Source organism: Cytophagia bacterium CHB2, from assembly GCA_030263535.1.
In the GTDB taxonomy this organism is placed as follows: domain Bacteria; phylum Zhuqueibacterota; class Zhuqueibacteria; order Zhuqueibacterales; family Zhuqueibacteraceae; genus Coneutiohabitans.
Map to the genome: position 1 here is coordinate 1 of SZPB01000451.1, position 4512 is coordinate 4512.

Annotated in this window: 7 protein-coding genes; all 7 read left to right on the forward strand. The window is 52.5% G+C overall.

The window, feature by feature from the left end:
- Window positions 1-176 precede the first annotated feature (176 nt).
- Complete coding sequence (locus FBQ85_27010) at window positions 177-992, forward strand: sugar phosphate isomerase/epimerase (GenBank protein ID MDL1878784.1); 816 nt, start codon at window positions 177-179, stop codon at window positions 990-992.
- 87 nt (window positions 993-1079) lie between these two features.
- Complete coding sequence (locus FBQ85_27015; GenBank protein ID MDL1878785.1) at window positions 1080-1355, forward strand: oxidative damage protection protein; 276 nt, start codon at window positions 1080-1082, stop codon at window positions 1353-1355.
- Between the two features lie 69 nt (window positions 1356-1424).
- Entirely contained in the window at window positions 1425-1754 is a 330-nt protein-coding gene (locus FBQ85_27020; protein MDL1878786.1) for a hypothetical protein, read from the forward strand.
- A gap of 71 nt (window positions 1755-1825) precedes the next feature.
- Window positions 1826-2479 (forward strand): inorganic pyrophosphatase, encoded by a 654-nt coding sequence (locus tag FBQ85_27025; GenBank protein ID MDL1878787.1) that lies wholly within the window; start codon window positions 1826-1828, stop codon window positions 2477-2479.
- A gap of 208 nt (window positions 2480-2687) precedes the next feature.
- On the forward strand, window positions 2688-3173 hold the full coding sequence (locus tag FBQ85_27030; GenBank protein MDL1878788.1) for a DUF2938 domain-containing protein: 486 nt from the start codon (window positions 2688-2690) through the stop codon (window positions 3171-3173).
- Window positions 3174-3323: 150 nt separating this feature from the next.
- Window positions 3324-3668, forward strand: coding sequence for a hydroxylase (locus FBQ85_27035; protein ID MDL1878789.1), 345 nt, complete (start codon window positions 3324-3326; stop codon window positions 3666-3668).
- Window positions 3669-3874: 206 nt separating this feature from the next.
- Window positions 3875-4512, forward strand: a 638-nt coding sequence (locus tag FBQ85_27040; GenBank protein MDL1878790.1) for a glycogen/starch/alpha-glucan phosphorylase, incomplete at its 3' end; no start/stop codon positions are given.

The window sequence follows — 4512 nt, forward strand, 5'->3', positions numbered from 1 at the left end:
TTCGTTGCGGCCGGCGTGTTGCTCGCCGCAACCGTTGCCAACAAAAACATTTTGAACCGGCTTCACGCTGCGCCTCTCACGATCGTGCGCCGCATCGCCGCCGTTGCGTTGGGCGCGAATTGGATTTACCTGCTGGCGCGGGAGAGCATAAAATAAAATTAAGGAGATGAGGAACGATGCAAGTAGGTTTGACGATCAGTGATTTTGGCGGAAAAAAACCGGGAGAGTTGCTTGCCCTCGTGCGGCGGTTGGGCGTCGGCTTTGTCGAATTCAATCCCACCGTTTTTCGCGATCTCAACTCCGTCATCGCCAACATGAACGGCATGGCAGCGGGCTTTCACCTGCCGTTGATCGGCGAACACGGATTCGATTTTTCTTCTTTTGAGGCCAAGGAGAAAATTGACGAAACTATTGCCTTGCTCAATCAGCATCGCCATGATTTGAATTTGCTCTACTGCGTTGCGCATCCGCCCGAAACCCAAAACGAAGAGCTGGCCGATGACGCCCTGGAATATCTTTATGAAAACTTGCAGCGTCTTGAAGTGCCGGTCATTTTGGAGAATATCGAAGCCTGGAATGTCAAGGATTTTGACCGTTTGGTGGATATGACCAAGAAGATTCTCAAGAAGAAACTGATCGGTTTGTGCTTCGATCCGGCGCACGCATTTCTGCGCGGTGAAGACATTTTCGAGCGTTTCAACGCAATTGCCAAGCAAGTGGTCTGCATTCACATGTCGGATTGCATCAAAGACGAAGATGCGCATTTGCCGTTCGGGCAGGGCGTATTGCCCATTGAAAAATTTCTGGAACATGTTTTCAAACACGGCTATGACGGCGTCATCAATCTCGAAGTGGTGCCGAAATCGTTGCAAGAAACCGGCGCCGTCTTAAACAGCTATTTGCAGGTGTTGCGCGTCTTCAAAAAGAAAAAGTATCTGGCCACCCGGATGAAATTGCTGGTGGGCGGAGCGCGATTGAATGGCGTGAATTGAACCGTGCGGCCGTTTTCAGACGCATGGAAGCAGAGTAATCGTTTTTTAATTCGGCAATCGTATTTTATCGAATCTTGAGGTAGCGGCATGGCGCGTATGGTGCAATGTGTAAAGTTCGGTCGAGAGATGGAAGGTCTGGAGAAGCCGCCGATGAAGGGCGAATTGGGCCAGCGCATTTTTGACAACGTTTCAAAAGAAGCGTGGCAAATGTGGAAAGCGCAAATGATCATGTTAATCAACGAATACCGGCTCAATCTGATGGATCCCAAGGCCAGCGCTTTTCTCGATCAGCAAACCGAGGCGTTTTTCTTTGGCGAGGGTGCGGCGCCGCCGCCGGAGTTCACCCCGGCCAAGCAGGACTAAATAGCGTTAGCTAAAAGGTGTGTCCGCGACCTTGTCTTCTGGTACGCCCGCGGAGCGGATGAGTTGGCCATGATGCCCCCGCGCCGCCGGCGAACCGGGCGCGCCACAGCGAAGTTGTTGCTGCGCGCACGCAACTTCGTGCGCCAGTTGTTGGCGGCATACGTCTGGAATTCCAACCTTTCAGCAACTTTCCTTTATAGAAATCACCCGAGCAAGCGCGGCAAAAATCACCTTTCCGTCTGTGTCAAGGCTTGTCTTGTTGCCGGGCATATGCAGCCCGATAGACGCGCGCCCGGCAATGGAATTCGCCTCGTGATTCTGCCGTGCCATCACCAGTTTATGAATCAGGAAGATGTTCTTTTGGAATATGTTAAAACCAGAAAGGAGTTCGTTCTATGATGAATGCCATCGAAGCCAAGGCCATCATGAAAAAGGCAAAAGCCGCGAATGCCGATCCGATTTGGCAGCTCATGGGCGTGTTGTACAAATCCCATCCCTGGCACGGCATTCAAATCGGGCCGGACGCCCCGCAGGTGGTGACCGCCTACATCGAAATGGTGCCGACGGATACCGTGAAATATGAAATCGACAAAGCCACGGGACATTTGCGCGTTGACCGGCCACAAAAATTTTCAAACCACTGCCCGACCCTCTATGGCCTGATTCCGCAAACCTATTGCGCCGAACGCGTGGCGGAACTGTGCATGCAGCGCACCGGGCGCACGGGCATCATCGGCGACGGCGATCCCATTGACATTTGCGTGCTCACCGAGAAGCAAATCTCGCATGGCGACATTTTGCTGCACGCCATTCCCATCGGCGGGCTGCGCATGATCGACAAAAATGAGGCTGATGACAAAATCATCGCCGTGATGCAGGGTGACGCCGTCTACGGCCAATGGCGCGATGTTTCCGAATGCCCGCCCGATGTGATTGACCGACTGCGGCATTACTTTCTCACCTACAAGCAAGCGCCCGGCGAAAAGAAAGGCACGTGTGAGATTACAGATATTTACCATCGTGAGGAAGCCGAGGAAATCATCCGGCGCAGCCAGGACGATTATAAAGCGCGCTACGGCGATCTTGAAACGATCTTAACCAGCGCGCTGCGGTTGTGGCAGTAGACAATCCAACACGCGCAAACGTGCCGGGTATATGTTCCATCTCTTTCGCCCATGAAGCGTTGCAGCAGTTGCGCAAGGCCAAGTTCTCGCTTGCCATTATAGAGCCAATTTTGTTTATTTCGATGGCTTCGCGAGAGCAACACGTGTGTTGGCTGGGCAAAGACAATCAACCAACAGGTGCCTCTTGAATAATCCAGACTTTCCTTTCATGCGTGTGATTTTCATTGGTATGGGCGCAACTCTCACGTTTGATCTTTGGGCGCAGTTTCTCAAATACGTTTTCAAGATCACGCCCTCCAATGTTTGCCTCGTCGGACGCTGGCTGCGATATATGCCGGAAGGAATCTTTACGCATTCGAATATAGCCTCTTCCCCGCGGAAGAGCGTCGAATGCCCGGTAGGTTGGATTGCCCACTACCTGATTGGCATCACGTTCGCCGGCGCTTTTGTTGCGTTCGCCGGCAACAACTGGCTTCAACATCCAACGCTGATGCCGGCGATCATCTTCGGGGTCGTTACAGTCGTAGCGCCATTTTTTATCATGCAACCTTCATTCGGGTTCGGATTTGCCGCTTCTAAGATGCCAAGCCCTGCGCCGGCAAGGCTGCGTAGCCTGATGAATCACACGGCGTTTGGCGTAGGCCTTTACCTTTTCGCATTATTGGTCAACTGGTTGCTGCGGGCATATGCTTGAGGAGTATACCGGGGCGTTCTCTGAGTTTTTGTTTACAACCATCCTGAATTCTGGCTGCCGGCTGAATTAGACTGCTGCAACTCAGAACACAGAGCGCCAACCTGACATATTTCGACAAAGGCCCAAAACGATACACTCAACGGAGACGTGATGCATATTCAATATCTCGAAATTGTAACGCCAGATGTCGACGCCGCTTGTATTCTTTACGCGAAGATGCACGGCGTGACCTTCAGTAACGCCGACCAGAACTTGGGTAACGCTCGCACTGCCCGGCTGGCAAACGGTGGAATGCTCGGTATTCGGGCTCCAATGCATGAGGCTGAGAAGCCGGTGGTGCGGCCCTATATTCTCGTCAAGGATATCGATGCGGCTGTCGCGGCTGCAGCGAATTCCGGGGCAGAGATTGCCGTTCCACCGATGAAAATCGCGGGATATGGAACATGTGCCATTGTTATTCAAAACGGAATTGAATCAGGACTTTGGCAGCTCTGAGTCCCAAAACAACATCACATTCCGGTCCAACCGCAAACAACAAACAGAATTGAGCGGCGCCAACCCGCAAAATTTGTGGTTGGATCTAATTGGAATTGCTCCGGAATTCGCCGAAATGAATGCGTGCCGGCGCGATTCACCTTCCGCCCACAAACGAAATTGAAGCAGACACTGATCAAGCTGAAAGGATGCAGAAGTCGCATATGATGGAACAACACAATCAGCAATCACCCTCACATGCCTCGCCGGAGACGCCGGCCCCTCAGCAAAACAACAATGAAGCCGCGGAGAAAAAGCGCAAGCGCTTGTTGCAAGCCTTGCGCGCTTCCGTGCGGTATCACATGAAATATTCGATGGCCCTGGAGTGGAAGAAGGCCACGAATTATGATCTGTTCATGGCGATGTCGTTGGCGATTCGCGAGCGCATGATCGATGGTATGTTGTTGACGGAGAAGCGTTATCAGAAGCAGAACGTGAAGCGTTTGTATTATCTGTCGATGGAGTTTCTCATCGGGCAACTGCTGCGCCACAATCTGCACAATCTCGGTATCTACGAGTCGACCAGCAAAGCCGCGACCAAGATGAAAATTGATTTGGAGGAAATTTGTGAGGCGGAACGCGATGCCGCGCTGGGCAACGGCGGCCTCGGACGCTTGGCCGCGTGCTTTCTCGATTCGCTTGCGACGCTCGATATGCCGGGCTTTGGCTACGGCATTAATTATGAGTTTGGTTTGTTCAAGCAGGAAATCATTAACGGCCATCAAGTCGAGCAGCCCGATAATTGGTCGCGCGAAAAAACGCCCTGGCTCATCGAACGCGCCGATCGCGCCTGCTTGATTCCGAT